A 16171-nucleotide genomic window follows, 5' to 3' on the forward strand; every position below is an offset into this window, starting at 1 on the left:
GCAGCGCTGGGCCCTCCGCCGAGTCGAGCTCGGCCTCGACGGAGGCTCGCGCGCCGCCGTACGCGAGGATCGGGGCATGCAGATCGCGACCGACGACCCGCGCCGACCCGACGTGCTCGGCCTGCTCGAGGAGCACCTCAGCGACATGTACGCGACCTCACCGGCCGAGAGCGTGCACGCGCTCGACCCCGACGCCCTCGCCGCGCCCTCGATCACCTTCTGGACCGCCCGCGAGGACGACCTCCTGCTCGGCTGCGTGGCGCTCAAGCGGCTCTCCGACGAGCACGCCGAGCTCAAGTCGATGCGCACCGCCACCGCGGCTCGCCGCCGCGGCATCGCCGGACTGCTCCTCGACCACGTGCTGACCGCGGCCCGTGAGCGCGGCCACCGCCGGATCAGCCTGGAGACCGGCACCGAGGACTACTTCGCCGCGGCCCGGACCCTCTACCTCGGCCGCGGCTTCACCGAGTGCGGCCCGTTCGAGGGCTACGTCCTCGACCCCCACAGCGTCTTCCTCACCCGGGAGCTCTGAGCCCGGCGGCGCCGGCGTTGTGGACGCTCACCACCAGCGCCTGGGCGTCACGGAGCGCCTGCTCGAGCACCGCCCGCCGCGGATCCGGTACGGCGAGCCACGGCCCGACCACGCCGACCGAGTGCAGCCGCGGGTCGGCGAGCACCTCGTCCACCGCGCCCCGGTCTCCCCCGGCCACCACCTCGCCGACCCCGGCCAGCACCGTCGCGGCGTGATCGGCGGCGGCCTCGTAGGCCACCCGCGCCTGGTTCGCCCGCCGCCGGGCGAAGCGCTGCTGCGACTGCCCACCGGCCTTGGTCCGGCCCTGGACGTGCCGCCGGCCGACCTTGCTCGCCGTCAGCGCACCGCCCTCGATCCGGGCCATCGCGAAGCCGCCCTTGCGCACCAGCAGCACGCCCCAGCCGGCCGGCGCGACGGCATGCTCGGCCAGCTCGTCCGGCGGCCCGTCGTAGTCGCGGGAGAAGGGCAGCCGCGCGGTGAAGGAGGACCCGTCGGTGCCGGCGCCGTGGACGCCACCCTCGACGGTCGCCTGCACGACACCACCGTGGGAGGCCGCGAAGTTCGCGAGCCACCGCTGCCAGCGAGCGGGCGGGACCAGGACCTCGGGCACAACCGGACCCTATCGACAAGAACCTGTTCTACTCTGACGCCATGGCCGCCCTGCACCCCTGCGAGCGCGTGGGCATCGACTACGTCGACACCGCCCCGCACCGCTTCGCCAACAGCGTCGACCTCGCGATCACCCCGGACCAGCTGTTCGAGGTGTTCGCCGACGCCGACGCGTGGCCGCGCTGGGCGAAGGTGATCCGGCACGTCGAGTGGACCTCGCCGCTCCCGCCCGGCGTCGGCAGCACCCGCGTGGTCTCGATGCTCGGCGGACTCAAGGGTGCCGAGGAGTTCCTGCTCTGGGAGCCCGGCCGGCGAATGGCCTTCCGGTTCAACGCGGCCTCGGAGCGCTCGATCCGCGCCTTCGCCGAGCGGTACGACGTCGAGCCGACCCCGCGCGGCTGCCGGCTCACCTGGACCCTGGCCCTCGACGTCAGCGGCCCCGGCCGGCACCTCATGCCGCTCAGCGGCCTGGCCTGCGACCTGGCCTTCCGGTGGTTCCTGAGGAGCCTGCGCCGCTACACCGACGCGCGCTACGCCGCCTGACCCTCGTCAGCCGCACGTTCGTGCGGCCACCCTGGGATAGCGCGGGGTCTCCCGTCGCCGTCCCGCCACAACCCGCACGAACGTGCGGAAACCGCGTGCTTCTCCACGCCGAACTGGCTATCGTTGACTCCAGCCGCACGTTCGTGCGGTTCCTTCCGAAGGAGGTCACCGATGACTGGCTCCCCGGGCGGCCACCTGGCTGCCCAGGTCCGCGCCCGTCGGGCCGTGCTGCGGCTCCGCCAGGACGAGCTCGCCGACCTGGCGGGCGTCTCCGAGCGCTTCGTCCACGCCTTGGAGAAGGGCAAGCGGACCGTGCAGCTCGACAAGGTCGTCGCGGTCCTCAACGCGCTCGGCCTCCACCTGGAGATCCATCGCGGCGCCGACAGCGAGATCCGGTGAGCGAGGCCGCCGCACAGCTGCCGTCACTGCGCTTCGTCGAGCGCGCCGACGTCTACAAGGGCGGCCGGGCGGCCGCCACCCTCACGCGGGTCAGCGACGGCATCGAGTTCCGCTATCGCGACGCCTGGCTCGACGCCGGCGAGGAGCCGGTCGCGACCACGCTCCCCCTCACCAGGGATCCGCTGGTCACCCCCGGGGGCGCGCTGCCGGCGTACTTCGCCGGCCTGCTTCCCGAAGGTCGTCGCCTGGGCGTGCTGCGACGCGAGACCAAGACGTCGGCCGACGACGAGCTGACCCTGCTCCTCGCGGTGGGCGCGGACGCGATCGGGGACGTCCAGGCCGTCGCCGAGGGCACCACCCCCGCCGAGGTGCCACCGCGGGTGGCCATCGAGGACATCGGGCGAATCAGCTTCGCCGACCTTCTCGTCGAGCTGGGCGTGCACGCCCAGCGTGCCGCGCTGCCCGGCGTCCAGGAGAAGACGAGCGCCGCGATGATCAACCTGCCCGTCGCCCGGGCCGGCGAGCGCGCGATCCTCAAGCTGAATCCGGTCGACCAGTATCCGCACCTCGTCGAGAACGAGGCCTTCTTCCTCAGCGCCGCCCACCGCTCCGGCCTCGTCGTCCCCGCCCACGAGCTCGTGACCGACCGGGAGGGAGCCCCCGGTCTTCTCGTCCGCCGCTTCGACCGCGTCACGGTCGACGGCACGGTGCGCGCGCTGGCCGTCGAGGACGGGTGCCAGGCCGCGGGACGGCCGCCCGCTGACAAGTACCGCCTCGGCGTCGACCGCGTGTTCGGAGCCCTCAGCGCCGTCTGTGACGCACCCGCCCTCGCCGGCCGCGACCTCGTTCGTCAGCTGGCCTTCGCCTTCCTGACCGGCAATGGCGACGCTCACGCCAAGAACTTCTCGGTGCTGCAGGACGGATCCGGCGAGTGGCGTGTCGCTCCCGCCTACGACCTGCCCTGCTCGCAGGTCTACGGCGACAACACGATGGCGCTCGCCGTCGGCGGACGCACCGACGCCGGCCTCGGCGCCGACGACCTCATCGCACTCGGCCTCCGGCTGGGCGTCCCCGAGCGAGCCAGCCGCCGGCTGCTCGACGACCTGACCGCCCGAGCGGACCGTTGGCTACCCGATCTCGACCGGCTCCCGTTCGACGCGGGACGCATCCGCAAGCTGCGCCGGGTGATCGACCATCGACGCCAGCGACTCCGGGCCTGACCCGCCGCGCACCGGTTTCGTAAATTCCTGACCGAAGCCCCACGCCGCGGCGTCGCGAGAACATAGCGTCGCGGGATGCTCCCGCTGCCGCGCGGCCCGCTCGCGCTCCCGCTGGTCACCCTGGTGGCCGCGCTGGCCACCCTGGCCGGCGTACCCGCGGCCGCGGGCGACACCGGCCTGCCGAGCCTCACCGTCGGCACGACGGTCCGGGCGGTCGAGCCGACGGTGCAGGAGTACTGCTGGACCTACCCCGACGTGGTCACCCCGGAGGGCGAGATCGGCTCCAGCACCTGCGACCACCGCAGCCCGCGCAAGGAGCCGACGCTGCGCCACGACGGCGCGCTCCGGCTCACCTTCGCCGCGACCGGCTGGCGCTGGACGGCGCGCTACCAGAGCCTGCGCTCGACCAGCCCGTCCTGCCGGGCCACGGCACGAGTGCGGCGCGTCGACGAGCACGACTACCGGGTGCGCCGTCCGGCGCACCACGGCAGCTACCGGGTGACGCTGACCGGCCGCGGGCCGGAGGGGCGGATCGTCGCGGCGTTCGTCTGGCGCTACGGCCGGGGTCCCTGCTAGACCCGTCGTCAGACGTTGAAGCCGAGGGCGCGCAGCTGCTCGCGACCGTCGGGGGTGATCTTGTCGGGACCCCACGGCGGCATCCAGACCCAGTTGATCGCGACGTCGTTGACCAGGCCCTCGAGCGCCGACTCGGTCTGGTCGGTGATCACGTCGGTCAGCGGACAGGCCGCCGAGGTGAGGGTCATGTCGAGGACGAGGTTGGTGTTCTCGTCGACGTGGATGCCGTAGACCAGGCCGAGGTCGACCACGTTGATGCCGAGCTCCGGGTCGACGACGTCCTTCATCGCCTCCTCGATGTCGGCGAGGGCCACGTTGGAGGAGGCGTTCGTGCTGCCGCCGGCCTCGGGGACCTCGGGCAGGTCGCTGTTGTCGATGGACTCGCTCATCACTTGTCTCCGTCTCCCGCGACGACCTGCGCCGTCGCGTCCTTCCACGCCATCCAGGACAGCAGCGCGCACTTCACCCGCGCCGGGAACTTCGCCACGCCGGCGAACGCGATGCCGTCCTCGAGCACGTCCTCGTCGGGCTCCACGGCGCCCTTGCCCTGCATCAGGGTGAGGAACTCCTGGTGGATCTCCATCGCCTCGTCGACGCTCTTGCCGACCACGAGGTCGTAGAGCACCGAGGCGGATGCCTGCGAGATCGAGCAGCCGAGGGCGTCGTACGACACGTCGTCGACGACCCCGTCGGCCAGGTGCACCCGCAGGGTGACCTCGTCGCCACAGGTCGGGTTGACGTGGTGCACCTCGGCCGTGTGGTCGGCGTGCTCCCGCAGCCCCTTACCGTGGGGGTTCTTGTAGTGGTCGAGGATGATCTCCTGGTACAGGGCATCCAGGTCGGTGGCAGCCATCGCTCAGTCCAACTTGAAGTAGGAGCGGGTGTATTCCAGCGCCTCGACCAGGGCGTCGATCTCACGCGGCTCGGTGTAGAGGTACGACGACATCCGCGTCGAGCTCTGCACCCCGAACCGGGCGTGGGCCGGCTTGGCGCAGTGGTGGCCGGCGCGCACGGCGATGCCCCGGCTGTCGAGCACCTGCGCGATGTCGTGGGGGTGCACGCCGTCGAGCTCGAAGGAGATCGCGCCGCCGCGCAGGGCCGCGTCGAGCGGACCGAGCACCGTCAGGCCCTTGACCGAACGCAGGCCGTCGAGGGCGTAGGCGGTGATCGCCTGCTCGTGGGCGTGGATCGCGTCCAGGCCGATGTGGCCGAGGTACTCCACCGCCGCGCCGAGGCCGATCGCCTCGACGATGGGCGGGGTGCCGGCCTCGAACTTGTGAGGGATGCCGGCGTACGTCGAGCCCTCCATCCGCACGGTCTCGATCATCTCGCCGCCACCGAGGAACGGGGGCAGCTGGTCGAGCACCGCACGCGAGCCCCACAGCACGCCGATGCCGGTCGGGCCGACCACCTTGTGGCCGGTGAAGGCCAGCAGGTCGGGGCGCTCCTCGGCCGGCATCGCGGCGAGGTCGATCGGCAGCTGGGGCGCGGCCTGGGACGCGTCGACGACGACGATGGCGCCGACCGCGTGGGCGCGCCTGGCGATCTCGGCGATCGGGTTGATCGTGCCGAGCATGTTGGACACCCAGGTGAGCGAGACGACCTTGGTGCGCTCGGTGATCAGCTCGTCGACGTTCGAGAGGTCGAGCCGCCCGTCGTCGGTCAGGCCGAACCAGCGCAGCGTCGCACCCGTGCGCTGGGTGAGCAGCTGCCACGGCACGATGTTGGAGTGGTGCTCCATCTCGGTGATGACCACCTCGTCACCGGCGCCGACCTGGAGCGGACCCGCCCAGGCCAGCGTGTTGGCGACCAGGTTGAGCGCCTCGGAGGCGTTCTTGGTGAAGATCACCTCGTCGCGCTCGGGCGCGCCGATGAACGCCGCCACCTTGTCGCGCGCGGCCTCGAACGCCTCGGTCGACTCCGCGCCGAGCTGGTGCATCGCGCGGGCGATGTTGGCGTTGTGGCGCTCGAGGTGGTCGACCATCGTGTCGATGACCACCTGCGGCTTCTGCGAGGTGTTGGCGCTGTCGAGATAGACCAGCGGCAGCCCGCCCGCGAGCGTGCGCTCGAGGATCGGGAAGTCCTTGCGGATGACCGCCAGCTCCGGGAGGAGCCCCTCCAGGGTCATGGTCAGACTCCGGCGGTCGTGAAGCGCTCGTAGCCGTTCGCCTCGAGCTCGTCGGCCAGCTCGGGGCCACCCGACTCGGCGATCCGGCCGTCGACGAAGACGTGCACGACGTCGGGCTTCACGTAGCGCAGGATCCGCGTGTAGTGCGTGATCAGCAGCAGGCCCTTGCCGTCGCGTGCGGCGTAGTCGTTGATGCCGTCGGAGACGACCTTGAGCGCGTCGATGTCGAGACCGGAGTCGATCTCGTCGAGGATCGCGAACTTCGGGTCGAGCAGGTCGAGCTGGGCGATCTCGGCGCGCTTCTTCTCGCCGCCCGAGAAACCCTCGTTGACCGAGCGCGACGAGAACTGGGTGTCGAGCTTCATCCGGTCGAGGGCGCCGTTGACGTCCTTGACCCAGGTGCGCAGCTTGGGCGCCTCGCCGTCGATGGCGGTCTTGGCGGTGCGCAGGAAGTTGGCCATCGAGACGCCGGGCACCTCGACGGGGTACTGCATCGCCAGGAACAGGCCGGCGCGGGCGCGCTCGTCGACGCTCATCTCGAGCACGTTCTCGCCGTCGAGGAGGACCTCGCCGCCGGTGACGGTGTACTTCGGGTGACCCGCGATGGAGTACGCCGTGGTGGACTTGCCCGAGCCGTTGGGGCCCATGATCGCGTGGGTCTCGCCGTCCTTGATGGTCAGCGTGACGCCCTTGAGGATCTCCTTGGCTCCGTCCTCGGTGTCGACGGACACCTGCAGGTTCTTGATCTCGAGGGTGCTCATGCGGGGGTGACTCCATTCAGGGTCGTGGTGACGTCGACGTAGATGTCGCCGTCACGCACTTCGACGGGGAAGGTGGCGACCGGTTCGGTCGCCGGGAGGCTGGTGGGCTTGCCGGTGCGCAGGTCGAAGGTCGAGCCGTGCAGCCAGCACTCGATGGTGCACTCGGCGACCTCGCCCTCGCTGAGCTGGACCGCGGCGTGGGAGCAGAGGTCCTGTAGGGCGTAGACGTCGTCGCCGTCGCGGGCGATCGCGACGTCGTAGCGGTCGACGGTGACCCCGAGGGCCTCGTCGGTCGGCACGTCGGCCAGCGACGCCACGCGCTCGAAGCTCACAGCGCACCCTCGAGGACGTTCTTGGCGAGCTCGGCCTCGACGGTGGCGGCGAGGCTCTCCTCGAGCTCGGGGACGCCGACCTGACGGATCAGGTCGTTGAAGAAGCCGTGGACGACCAGGCGCTGCGCCTCCTTCTCGGAGATGCCGCGCGAGCGCAGGTAGAACAGCTGCTCGTCGTCGAACCGCGCCGTCGCGGACGCGTGGCCCGCGCCCTCGATCTCGCCGGTCTCGATCTCCAGGTTGGGGACCGAGTCGGCCTGGCAGCCGTCGGTGAGGACCAGGTTGCGGTTCTCCTCGTAGGTCTCGATGCCCTCGGCGACCTTGCGGATCAGCACGTTGCCGATCCACACGGTGTGCGCCTTCTCGCCCTGCAGCGCGCCCTTGTAGACCACGTTCGACTTGGTCTTGGGGGCGGTGTGGTCGACGAAGAGGCGGTGCTCGATGTGCTGTCCGGCGTCGGCGAAGTAGAGGCCGAGCATCTCCACCGCGCCACCCGGGCCGGCGTAGTCGGCGGTGGTGTCGTGGCGCACCACGTCGCCGCCGAAGGTGATGTCGACGTGCTTGAACTGCGCGTCGCGGCCCACCCGGATGTGGCGGTGGCCGACGTGGACGGCGTCGTCGGCCCAGTCGTCGATCGACACGACGGTCAGCTGGGCGCCGTCCTCGACCACGATCTCGACGTTGTCGGCCAGGGTCATCGAGCCCTCGAAGCGGAGCACGACGATGGCCCGGCTGAACCGCTCGGCGCGGATCACGGCGTGCGCCGCCGTGGCCTCGTCGGTGCCGGTGCCCTCGATGGTCACGAAGACCGGGCGCTCCAGCACCGCCTCGGCCGGGATGGTCACCGCCAGGCTGCTCTTCGTCTCGGCCAGGGCGCGGGCGGAGATGCGGTCCCACGGCACCAGCCCCGAGACGCCCTTGAGCGAGTCGTCCTCGACCCGCTCGACCTTGACGCCCTCGGGGGCGTCGAAGGTGGGCGTGTACGACGTGCCGGCGAGCGGCGCGTCGGCGTGGATCTCGCGCAGCCGCTTGAGCGGGGTGAAGCGCCAGATCTCCTCGCGACCGGTCGGCACCTCGTGGGCGTCGACGTCGAACGATCCTTCGGGGTGGAGGTGGCTCTCGACCTTCTCGAGGGCGTTCTCCAAGACTTCGGCGGTCATCAGCCGACGGCACCTTCCATCTGCAGCTCGATCAGGCGGTTCAGCTCGAGGGCGTACTCCATCGGGAGCTCCTTGGCGATCGGCTCGACGAAGCCGCGCACGATCATCGCCATCGCCTCGTCCTGCTCCATGCCCCGGGACATCAGGTAGAACAGCTGGTCGTCGGAGACCTTCGAGACCGACGCCTCGTGGCCCATCGACACGTCGTCCTCGCGGATGTCGACGTAGGGATAGGTGTCGGAGCGGCTGATCTGGTCGACCAGCAGCGCGTCGCACAGCACGTTGGACTTCGAGCCGTGGGCGCCCTCGTTGACCTGGATCAGGCCGCGGTACGACGTGCGGCCGCCGCCGCGGGCGACCGACTTGGACAGGATCGAGGAGGAGGTGTGGGGCGCGGCGTGGACCATCTTGGCGCCGGCGTCCTGGTGCTGGCCCTCGCCCGCGAAGGCGATGGAGAGCGTCTCGCCCTTGGCGTGCTCGCCCATCAGGTAGACCGCCGGGTACTTCATGGTCACCTTGGAGCCGATGTTGCCGTCGACCCACTCCATCGTCGCACCGGCCTCGCAGACCGCGCGCTTGGTGACGAGGTTGTAGACGTTGTTGGACCAGTTCTGGATGGTCGTGTAGCGGCAGCGGCCGCCCTTCTTGACGATGATCTCGACGACCGCGGAGTGCAGCGAGTCGCTGCTGTAGATCGGCGCGGTACAGCCCTCGACGTAGTGGACGTAGGCGTCCTCGTCGACGATGATCAGCGTCCGCTCGAACTGGCCCATGTTCTCGGTGTTGATCCGGAAGTAGGCCTGCAGCGGGATGTCGACGTGGACACCCTTCGGGACGTAGATGAACGAGCCGCCCGACCACACCGAGGTGTTGAGCGCGGAGAACTTGTTGTCACCGACCGGGATGACGGTGCCGAAGTACTCCTTGAAGAGGTCCTCGTGCTCCTTCAGCGCGGTGTCGGTGTCGAGGAAGATGACGCCCTGCTCCTCCAGGTCCTCGCGGATCTGGTGGTAGACGACCTCCGACTCGTACTGCGCGGCGACGCCGGCGACCAGGCGCTGCTTCTCCGCCTCGGGGATGCCGAGCTTGTCGTAGGTGTTCTTGATGTCCTCGGGCAGGTCCTCCCAGCTCTGGGCCTGCCTCTCGGTGGACCGCACGAAGTACTTGATGTTGTCGAAGTCGATCGCGGACAGGTCGGAGCCCCACGTCGGCATCGGCTTGCGGTCGAAGAGCTTGAGGCCCTTGAGCCGCAGGTCGAGCATCCAGCCCGGCTCGCTCTTCTTCGAGGAGATGTCGCGCACGACGTCCTCGTTGAGGCCGCGCTTGGCGTTGGCGCCGACGTCGTTCTTGTCGGACCAGCCGAAGTCGTAGCGACCGATCCCCTTGAGCTCGGGGTTCAGCTCTTCGATCGAGGTCATGACGTGACCTGCTCCTTCTGTGTTGAGGGGATGCACGTGGTGCACACCCCGTCGCCGTGGGCGATGGTGGCCAGGCGCTGGACGTGGGTGCCGAGGACGCGACCGATGGCCTCGGTCTCGGCCTCGCACAGCTGGGGGAACTCGTGGGCGACGTGGGAGACCGGGCAGTGCTGCTGGCACAGCTGCTCCCCCACCACCGGCAGCTCGCGGACCGAGGCGGCATAGCCCTCGTCGGAGAACACCAGCGCGAGCACCTCGGCCGGCGACGCCGCCGGGTGCTCGGCCGCGACCTCGGGGAAGCGGCGCTCGATGAACGCGGCCCGCCGCTCGGCGAACGCGCGCACCGCCTCCTCCCCGACCGTCTCTGCGAGGAAGCGGATCGCCTCGGTGGCCAGGTCGTCGTACTGCTGGTCGAAGGCGTCGCGACCACGCTCGGTGAGCGCGAACACCTTCGCCGGGCGACCCCGGCCGCGGGTGCCGGCGGGACGCGGGTCGCGGGCGTCGACGGCGCCCTCCGCGAGCAGCTGGTCGAGGTGGCGTCGTACGGCCGCGGGGGTGAGCTGGAGGCGCTCCGCGAGCGCCGCCGCCGTGGACGGGCCGTTGACCAGGATCGAGCGCGCGACGCGCTGACGCGTCGGCTGATCGGTCTCGGTCACGAATTCCACAACAGCAGTGTGCCGTTATTGATTCCGGCGGTTCAAGGAAGGCAAGGCTTAGTGAGGTGACCCTCACCGCTCGGTCGGGCTCGGACTGGTGTGCCGCAGCCACGCCAGCCCCGCGAACGGCAGCACCAGCGGCAGGAAGCCGTAGCCCTGACCGAAGTGCGACCAGACCGTCTTGTCGGGGAACAGGTCCGTGGCGAGATAGCTCAGCGTGCCGACGGACAGCACGCCGAGCAGCTCGATGGTGACCGCGATGCCGGCCACCCGCCAACCGGTGCTGCCGCCGAGCAGCAGGCAGGTGGTGGCGACCAGGTAGAGGACGGCGGCGACCAGGGAGAGGGAGTACGCCAGCGGCGCCTTGCCGGGCTCCAGGCCGAGCTGGACGGCGGAGCGGCCGGTCGCGGCCACCGCGAACAGCCCGTAGACGAAGACCAGGGCGCGACCCCAGCCCTCGGAGAGCGGATGCGCCGGCTGGCCGGCGCCGCCGCGGGCGGACGGCTCAGGCACCGCGACCACCCCACACGTCCCACAGCCGCACCTCGAGGCCGGCGACGGTCGCGACCCCGAGCAGCAGGATCGTGGTGCCGACCCGGGACCGCTCGGCGAGCGCGAAGAAGGCGGCGACGATCGGCACCAGCAGGTTGGTGACCAGATAGCTGACGAACACCGCGCCCTCGATGTCCCGCTCGGTGCGGGCCAGGGCGACGACTCCCCCCACCAGCTGCACCAGCATGACCACCTCGACCACGGCCAGCCCGATGAAGTGGGAGTCCTGAGCCGCCCGGTCGCGGACCAGGTCGACGACGAGGACGACGGCGAGCACGCCGGCGAGAGCCAGCGCGACGCCGTACAGCCAGGGATTCACGGCGGTCAGCGTAGACGGCTCGCCGTCGGCGACAATGACCCGCATGCAGCTCGACCAGCTCGACCGCCTGATCGTCGGCGCCCTCCTGGAGGACGGACGCGCCACCTTCGCGCAGATCGGGCAGCGGGTCGGGCTGTCGGCGCCGGCCGTCAAGAGGCGGGTCGATCGCCTGGTGGCGTCGGGGGCGATCACCGGGTTCACCGTGCGGGTCGACCCGGCCGTGGTCGGGTGGTCGACCGAGGGCTACGTGTCGATCTACTGCCAGGGCTCGACCACACCCGGCGAGATCCTCGCGGCCGTCGACCGGCTGCCCGAGGTGGTCTCCGCCTCGACCGTCACCGGCGAGGCCGACGCGATCCTCCACATCCACGCCGCCGACATCCGGCACTTCGAGCAGGTGGTCGAGCGGATCGCGGGTGAGCCGTTCGTAGCGCGGACCCGGAGTGAGCTGGTGCTCTCGCCGCTCGTTCGGCGGGAGCAGGGCAGCCTGCCGGACTGAGGTCTTCCTGGGACCCGCGCGCTGTTGCGGTTTGGGACCAAACCGCAACAATTCGGCCCATTCACCTGTGGTCTCTGCCCAATCGCCGACTGGCCTGACCACCCACGCCGTCACCCACCCAGCAACCCCAACGCACAACAGATCGCCGCCAGATCCCAGATCTGCGAAACGAATCACCGCCACCCAGCAACGAGCGCCCCTCGATCTTGTGCCGCCGCCTTCCTAGGCTGTCCGGGTGACCGACTCCCCCCGTGCCGACGCCCTGGTCGTCGCCGTATGGCAGCCGGACGGGCCGCTGCTCGACGTGCCCGCCGCCCTCCTCGCCCTCGGCGCCACCGCGGCCGAAGCGGCGGCCCGCGGCGCGCGGCTGCTGGTGTGTCCCGAGCTCACCCTGACCGGGTACGACGTCGCTCCCCAGGCCGGCGAGCTCGCCGAGCCGGCGGGCGGCCCGATGGCCACGGCCGTCGCCGACCTCGCCGCGAAGCACGGACTTGCGATCGCGTGGAGCTGGCCGGAGCGGGACGGCGACCGGGTCCACATCGCCGCCGAGCTGGTCGACCGCGACCGCACCGTGCTGGCCCGGCACCGCAAGGCCCACCTCTACGGACCGGACGAGGCCGCCGCCTACGTCCCGGGCGACGGCGCGCCGGCTGTCGGCGAGGTCGACGGGTACCGGGTCGGGCTGCTGGTCTGCTACGACGTCGAGTTCCCCGAGCAGGTGCGGATGGTCGCCCTCGCCGGGGCGGACCTGCTCGCGTGCCCGACCGCCCTGATGACGCCGTACGACGCCGTCAGCACCCTGCTCGTACCGGCTCGCGCCTTCGAGAACCAGATGGCCGTCGCCTATGCCAACCGCGCCGGCACCGAGCACGAGCTCACCTACACCGGGCTGAGCTGCGTCGTCGGGCCCGACGGCGTCGACCTCGCCCGCGCCGACGACCGGCCGGGGCTGGTCGTCGGCACCCTCACCTCGGCGGCCCTCGACGCCGCGCGCCGCGCCAACACCCACCTGGCCGACCGCCGGCCCGAGGTCTACGGAGGCCTGACCCGATGACCACCGGACAGACCACGCCAGACCCGGCCCACGTCGTACCCGCTCCGGTGACGATGCTCGGCCCCGACTTCCCTTTCGGGTACGACGAGCACCTGGCCCACCCCGCCGGCCTCGGCTCGGTCCCCGCCGAGCACCACGGTCGCGAGGTCGCGATCGTCGGCGGCGGGCTCTCCGGCATGGTGACCGCCTTCGAGCTGATGCGCCTGGGCCTGAAGCCGGTGGTCTACGAGGCCGACCGGATCGGCGGGCGACTGCGCTCGCAGCCCTTCGGCGGCCCGCACGGTCCGATCGCCGAGCTCGGCGGGATGCGCTTCCCGCTGTCCTCACGCGCCCTGTTCCACTACATCGACCACCTCGGGCTGCGCACCTCGCCGTTCCCGAACCCGCTCTCGGAGGCCACGCCGAGCACCGTCGTCGAGCTCGGCGGGGAGTCCTTCTACGCCCGCGGGTACGACGACCTCCCGGCCTTCCTCAAGGACGTCGCTGACGCCTGGCACGAGGCGCTGGGCGAGATCGGCTTCGCCGACGCCCAGCGCGCGATCGCCGAGCGCGACGTGCCCGCCCTCAAGGAGCTGTGGAACCAGCTGGTGCTCAGCCTCGACGAGGAGACCTTCTCCGGCTTCCTCGCCAACTCCAAGGCGTTCGGCTCCCGCTCCTTCCGGCACCGGGAGGTGTTCGGCCAGGTCGGCTTCGGCACCGGCGGTTGGGACACCGACTTCCCGAACTCGATGCTCGAGATCCTGCGGGTGATCTTCACCAACGCCGACGAGGACCACCAGCTGATCCACGGGGGCGCGCAGCAGCTGCCGGTGGGGCTGTGGCGGGACGAGCCGGAGTGCGTGCACTGGCCTGCCGGCACCTCCCTGGAGAGCCTGCACGGCGGCTCGGCGCTGCCCGGCGTGGCCCGGATCACGCGCGGCGAGGGCGACCGGTTGGAGGTCACCGACCGCTGGGGCACCACCCGGTCGTACGACGCCGTCGTGGTCACCTGCCAGGTCTGGCTGCTGTCGGCGCGCATCGACGTCGACGAGTCGCTCTTCTCTCCCGACCTGTGGATGGCGATGGAGCGCACCCACTACATGCAGTCGTCGAAGACCTTCGTCCGCGTCGACCGGCCGTTCTGGAAGGACGTCGACCCGGCGACCGGTCGCGACGTGATGAGCATGACGCTCACCGACCGGCTGAACCGCGCGACGTACCTGCTCGAGGACGACGGCGCCGCGTCGATCTGCCTGTCGTACACCTGGAACGACGACGCGCTGAAGTGGCTCGCGCTGCCCGTCGAGGAGCGGGTCCGGCTCCAGCTGCACTCCCTGCGCAAGATCTACCCGGACGTCGACATCGCCTCCCACATCGTCGGCGACCCGATCACCGTGTCCTGGGAGTCCGACCCCAACTTCATGGGCGCGTTCAAGGCGAACCTGCCCGGGCACTACCGCTACCAGCGGCGGCTGTTCTCGCACTTCGTGCAGGACGACCTCCCGGCCCACCGGCGCGGCATCTTCCTCGCCGGCGACGACATCTCGTGGACCGCCGGCTGGGCCGAGGGAGCGGTCACCACGGCGCTCAACGCGGTGTGGGGTGTCGTGCGTCACTTCGGCGGCGCGAGCGCCCCGGGCAACCCCGGTCCGGGCGACCGGTTCGCCGAGCTCGCACCCCTGGCCCTGCCGGACGGGCTGTGACCGGGCGTTCCTAGACTGTCGCCGTGCCTCACGCTGCTGACCTTGCTGTCGAGGTCGACGGCCTGGTGATGAGGTACGGCGACACGGTCGCCGTCGACGGCCTGTCGCTCACCGTCGAGCGCGGCACCATCACCGCCGTCCTCGGCCCCAACGGGGCCGGCAAGACCACCACCCTCGAGACCTGCGAGGGCTACCGTCGTCCCCAGGGCGGCACCGTCCGGGTGCTCGGCCTGGACCCGGTGCGCCAGCGGGCCGACCTGCTCCCCCGCATCGGCGTGATGCTGCAGTCGGGCGGCGCGTGGAGCGGCGCGCGGGCCGAGGAGATGCTGCGGCACTTCGCCCGGCTGCACGCCGCGCCCCAGGACGTCGGCCTGCTGATGGAGCGGCTGGCGCTGCACGAGTGCGGGCGTACGCCGTACCGGCGGCTGTCGGGCGGCCAGCAGCAGCGCCTGGGGCTGGCCCTGGCGCTGGTCGGCCGCCCGGAGCTGGTGTTCGTCGACGAGCCGACCGCGGGCATGGACCCGCAGATCCGGCGGGCGGTGTGGGAGCTGCTCGAGGAGCTGCGCCGCGACGGCGTCACCGTCGTACTGACGACGCACTACCTCGAGGAGGCCGAGCGGCTCGCCGACAAGGTGCACATCGTCGACCGCGGCCGCCTGGTCGCGAGCGGCACGCCGCTCGAGCTGACCCGCGGCGGCACCGTCGCGACGCTGCGCATCGTCGTCACCCAGCCGTTCCCCCCGGGCGCACCGGCCGCGCTGGCCGCCGATCTCGGCCCCGGCACCGAGCTCACCGAGCTCGACCCGCTCAGCATCCAGCTCTCCGGGCCCGCCGACAGTACGACGCTCGCCACCGTCGCGGCATGGTGCGCCGCGCACGACGTGCTGCCGGAGTCGCTGTCGCTGGGCCAGCGCAATCTCGAGGACGTCTTCCTCGAGCTGACCGGGCGGGAGACCCTGTCGTGAGCACCTTCGCGCCCGCCCCCGGCGCCGCACCCGTCCTGCGCCAGCTCCTCACCCAGGCCTGCATGGAGGCGCGGCTGATGCTGCGCAACGGCGAGCAGCTGCTGATCGCCGTGGTGATCCCGGTGATCGTGCTGGTCGGCGCGGTCCGCGGCGTCGAGCGGGTCGGCTTCGACCTCGACGGGCGACCGATCGACGTGCTGACGCCCGGCGTGCTCGCGCTCGCCGTGATGTCCACCTCGTTCACGTCGCTGGCGATCGCGACCGGCTTCGAGCGGCGCTACGGCGTACTGAAGCGCCTCGGCACCGCTCCCCTGTCCCGCGGCACGCTGCTCGGCGGCAAGGTGCTCGCGCTGCTGCTCGTCGAGGTCTTCCAGTTCGTGGTCATCGGCGGCGTCGGGCTCGCCCTCGGCTGGTCCGGGCCCTCCGGCGTCGGCGGAGCCCTGCTCCTCGTGCTGGCCGCCCTGTTCGGCACCGCCGCCTTCGCCTCCCTCGGACTGCTCCTCGCCGGCTCGCTGCGGGCCGAGGCCACCCTCGCCGCCGCCAACCTCGTCTACCTGCTGCTGCTCGCCGGCGGCGCCGTGATCCTGCCCGCCTCGCTGTACGGCGGGCTCGGCGACGTCGTGCGCTGGCTGCCCTCCGGGGCGCTCGGCGAGGCGGTCCGCGCCGCCTGCGACGGGGCGCTCGCCGTACGCGACCTCGTGGTGCTGCTCGCCTGGACCGTGCTCGGCTCCGCCCTGACCGCCCGAACCTTCACGTGGGAGTGACC

At 71.4% G+C, this 16171-nt stretch carries 21 protein-coding genes; 10 read left to right on the forward strand and 11 right to left on the reverse strand.

Features of this window, described 5'->3' with window-relative positions; translation table 11 throughout:
* The first annotated feature begins 76 nt into the window (after window positions 1-76).
* Window positions 77-532, forward strand: coding sequence for a GNAT family N-acetyltransferase (locus tag JOD66_RS27780; protein WP_205126134.1), 456 nt, complete (start codon window positions 77-79; stop codon window positions 530-532).
* On the opposite strand, the gene JOD66_RS27785 is transcribed toward JOD66_RS27780, so the two are convergent.
* On the reverse strand, window positions 516-1142 hold the full coding sequence (locus JOD66_RS27785; protein ID WP_205126135.1) for an acVLRF1 family peptidyl-tRNA hydrolase: 627 nt from the start codon (window positions 1140-1142) through the stop codon (window positions 516-518). The genes JOD66_RS27780 and JOD66_RS27785 overlap by 17 nt on opposite strands.
* Window positions 1143-1183: 41 nt before the next feature.
* On the opposite strand from JOD66_RS27785, the gene JOD66_RS27790 reads away from it, so the two are divergent.
* From JOD66_RS27790 to JOD66_RS27805, 4 genes are all read left to right on the forward strand, one after another.
* Complete coding sequence (locus JOD66_RS27790) at window positions 1184-1684, forward strand: SRPBCC family protein (RefSeq protein ID WP_205126136.1); 501 nt, start codon at window positions 1184-1186, stop codon at window positions 1682-1684.
* 171 nt (window positions 1685-1855) lie between these two features.
* Window positions 1856-2083 carry a type II toxin-antitoxin system Y4mF family antitoxin gene (locus JOD66_RS27795; protein WP_205126137.1) on the forward strand — a complete coding sequence of 76 codons (228 nt, stop codon included), beginning with the start codon at window positions 1856-1858 and terminating at the stop codon, window positions 2081-2083.
* Window positions 2080-3303, forward strand: a complete 1224-nt coding sequence (locus tag JOD66_RS27800; RefSeq protein WP_205126138.1) for a type II toxin-antitoxin system HipA family toxin — start codon at window positions 2080-2082, stop codon at window positions 3301-3303. The genes JOD66_RS27795 and JOD66_RS27800 overlap by 4 nt, the downstream gene beginning before the upstream one ends.
* A 75-nt stretch (window positions 3304-3378) precedes the next feature.
* Entirely contained in the window at window positions 3379-3879 is a 501-nt protein-coding gene (locus JOD66_RS27805) for a hypothetical protein (protein ID WP_205126139.1), read from the forward strand.
* 8 nt (window positions 3880-3887) lie between these two features.
* On the opposite strand, the gene JOD66_RS27810 is transcribed toward JOD66_RS27805, so the two are convergent.
* The 10 genes from JOD66_RS27810 to JOD66_RS27855 form a co-directional block, all read right to left on the reverse strand.
* Complete coding sequence (locus tag JOD66_RS27810; RefSeq protein ID WP_205126140.1) at window positions 3888-4268, reverse strand: metal-sulfur cluster assembly factor; 381 nt, start codon at window positions 4266-4268, stop codon at window positions 3888-3890.
* The gene (sufU, locus tag JOD66_RS27815; protein ID WP_205126141.1) at window positions 4268-4732 is read right to left on the reverse strand and encodes a Fe-S cluster assembly sulfur transfer protein SufU; all 465 of its coding nucleotides are present in this window, start codon (window positions 4730-4732) and stop codon (window positions 4268-4270) included. Before sufU ends, JOD66_RS27810 begins: the two co-directional genes overlap by 1 nt.
* Window positions 4733-4735: 3 nt before the next feature.
* Window positions 4736-6007 carry a cysteine desulfurase gene (locus JOD66_RS27820; RefSeq protein WP_205126142.1) on the reverse strand — a complete coding sequence of 424 codons (1272 nt, stop codon included), beginning with the start codon at window positions 6005-6007 and terminating at the stop codon, window positions 4736-4738.
* Between the two features lie 2 nt (window positions 6008-6009).
* Window positions 6010-6768: a Fe-S cluster assembly ATPase SufC gene (sufC, locus tag JOD66_RS27825; RefSeq protein ID WP_205126143.1), complete on the reverse strand. Its 759-nt coding sequence runs from the start codon at window positions 6766-6768 to the stop codon at window positions 6010-6012.
* The gene (locus JOD66_RS27830) at window positions 6765-7100 is read right to left on the reverse strand and encodes a non-heme iron oxygenase ferredoxin subunit (protein ID WP_205126144.1); all 336 of its coding nucleotides are present in this window, start codon (window positions 7098-7100) and stop codon (window positions 6765-6767) included. Before JOD66_RS27830 ends, sufC begins: the two co-directional genes overlap by 4 nt.
* On the reverse strand, window positions 7097-8260 hold the full coding sequence (gene sufD, locus JOD66_RS27835; protein WP_205126145.1) for a Fe-S cluster assembly protein SufD: 1164 nt from the start codon (window positions 8258-8260) through the stop codon (window positions 7097-7099). Before sufD ends, JOD66_RS27830 begins: the two co-directional genes overlap by 4 nt.
* Window positions 8260-9678, reverse strand: coding sequence for a Fe-S cluster assembly protein SufB (sufB, locus tag JOD66_RS27840; protein WP_205126146.1), 1419 nt, complete (start codon window positions 9676-9678; stop codon window positions 8260-8262). Before sufB ends, sufD begins: the two co-directional genes overlap by 1 nt.
* On the reverse strand, window positions 9675-10334 hold the full coding sequence (locus JOD66_RS27845) for a helix-turn-helix transcriptional regulator (protein ID WP_205126147.1): 660 nt from the start codon (window positions 10332-10334) through the stop codon (window positions 9675-9677). The genes sufB and JOD66_RS27845 overlap by 4 nt, the downstream gene beginning before the upstream one ends.
* Before the next feature lie 72 nt (window positions 10335-10406).
* Window positions 10407-10847: a hypothetical protein gene (locus JOD66_RS27850; protein ID WP_205126148.1), complete on the reverse strand. Its 441-nt coding sequence runs from the start codon at window positions 10845-10847 to the stop codon at window positions 10407-10409.
* Window positions 10840-11205, reverse strand: a complete 366-nt coding sequence (locus JOD66_RS27855; RefSeq protein WP_205126149.1) for a hypothetical protein — start codon at window positions 11203-11205, stop codon at window positions 10840-10842. Before JOD66_RS27855 ends, JOD66_RS27850 begins: the two co-directional genes overlap by 8 nt.
* A 43-nt stretch (window positions 11206-11248) precedes the next feature.
* On the opposite strand from JOD66_RS27855, the gene JOD66_RS27860 reads away from it, so the two are divergent.
* From JOD66_RS27860 to JOD66_RS27880, 5 genes are all read left to right on the forward strand, one after another.
* A complete protein-coding gene (locus JOD66_RS27860; RefSeq protein WP_205126150.1) occupies window positions 11249-11704 on the forward strand; it encodes an Lrp/AsnC family transcriptional regulator in 456 nt (151 codons plus the stop codon).
* Window positions 11705-11939: 235 nt separating this feature from the next.
* Window positions 11940-12758, forward strand: coding sequence for a carbon-nitrogen hydrolase family protein (locus JOD66_RS27865; protein ID WP_205126151.1), 819 nt, complete (start codon window positions 11940-11942; stop codon window positions 12756-12758).
* A complete protein-coding gene (locus tag JOD66_RS27870) occupies window positions 12755-14440 on the forward strand; it encodes a flavin monoamine oxidase family protein (RefSeq protein ID WP_205126152.1) in 1686 nt (561 codons plus the stop codon). Before JOD66_RS27865 ends, JOD66_RS27870 begins: the two co-directional genes overlap by 4 nt.
* A gap of 23 nt (window positions 14441-14463) precedes the next feature.
* A complete protein-coding gene (locus JOD66_RS27875) occupies window positions 14464-15405 on the forward strand; it encodes an ABC transporter ATP-binding protein (protein ID WP_307823771.1) in 942 nt (313 codons plus the stop codon).
* Window positions 15402-16169: an ABC transporter permease gene (locus JOD66_RS27880; protein ID WP_307823772.1), complete on the forward strand. Its 768-nt coding sequence runs from the start codon at window positions 15402-15404 to the stop codon at window positions 16167-16169. Before JOD66_RS27875 ends, JOD66_RS27880 begins: the two co-directional genes overlap by 4 nt.
* Window positions 16170-16171: the final 2 nt, after the last annotated feature.

Source organism: Nocardioides nitrophenolicus (assembly GCF_016907515.1).
Classification (GTDB): Bacteria; Actinomycetota; Actinomycetes; order Propionibacteriales; family Nocardioidaceae; genus Nocardioides; species Nocardioides nitrophenolicus.

Coding starts and splice junctions, on each gene's coding strand:
- JOD66_RS27780 (WP_205126134.1), top strand. CDS start 77: ATGCAGATCGCGACCGACGACCCGCGCCGACCCGACGTGCTCGGCCTG.
- JOD66_RS27790 (WP_205126136.1), top strand. CDS start 1,184: ATGGCCGCCCTGCACCCCTGCGAGCGCGTGGGCATCGACTACGTCGAC.
- JOD66_RS27795 (WP_205126137.1), top strand. CDS start 1,856: ATGACTGGCTCCCCGGGCGGCCACCTGGCTGCCCAGGTCCGCGCCCGT.
- JOD66_RS27805 (WP_205126139.1), top strand. CDS start 3,379: ATGCTCCCGCTGCCGCGCGGCCCGCTCGCGCTCCCGCTGGTCACCCTG.
- JOD66_RS27810 (WP_205126140.1), bottom strand. CDS start 4,268: ATGAGCGAGTCCATCGACAACAGCGACCTGCCCGAGGTCCCCGAGGCC.
- sufU (WP_205126141.1), bottom strand. CDS start 4,732: ATGGCTGCCACCGACCTGGATGCCCTGTACCAGGAGATCATCCTCGAC.
- JOD66_RS27820 (WP_205126142.1), bottom strand. CDS start 6,007: ATGACCCTGGAGGGGCTCCTCCCGGAGCTGGCGGTCATCCGCAAGGAC.
- sufC (WP_205126143.1), bottom strand. CDS start 6,768: ATGAGCACCCTCGAGATCAAGAACCTGCAGGTGTCCGTCGACACCGAG.
- sufD (WP_205126145.1), bottom strand. CDS start 8,260: ATGACCGCCGAAGTCTTGGAGAACGCCCTCGAGAAGGTCGAGAGCCAC.
- sufB (WP_205126146.1), bottom strand. CDS start 9,678: ATGACCTCGATCGAAGAGCTGAACCCCGAGCTCAAGGGGATCGGTCGC.
- JOD66_RS27860 (WP_205126150.1), top strand. CDS start 11,249: ATGCAGCTCGACCAGCTCGACCGCCTGATCGTCGGCGCCCTCCTGGAG.
- JOD66_RS27870 (WP_205126152.1), top strand. CDS start 12,755: ATGACCACCGGACAGACCACGCCAGACCCGGCCCACGTCGTACCCGCT.